Below are 249 nucleotides of genomic sequence, written 5' to 3' on the forward strand. Positions count from 1 at the left end.
GTGCTCAAACTGCCGCAAAACTGCATCCTGCTAGGCACGCAGGGCGGCGTGTATCCGATCGGCGACTATTGTTTTCGCGACGGCGATCCCGACGCGCCGCGCCGTCTCGTGCCCGGCACACTCAAGCGTGTACGTTGGGAATCGCGGCCGCTCGCGCAGATGCTCATCACCTCTGACGGCACGGCGGCCCCCATCGGCTTCGAACCGCGCGAAGTGCTCGCGCGCGTGCTCGAACGTTTCCGGCGGCGC

1 pseudogene is annotated in these 249 nt (G+C 67.1%); it reads left to right on the forward strand.

The window, feature by feature from the left end:
* A pseudogene (locus SB751_RS33635) lies at window positions 1-249 on the forward strand (glutamine synthetase); the annotation flags it as partial.

Source organism: Cupriavidus sp. SIMBA_020 (genome assembly GCF_046535395.1).
Lineage (GTDB): Bacteria > Pseudomonadota > Gammaproteobacteria > Burkholderiales > Burkholderiaceae > Cupriavidus > Cupriavidus campinensis.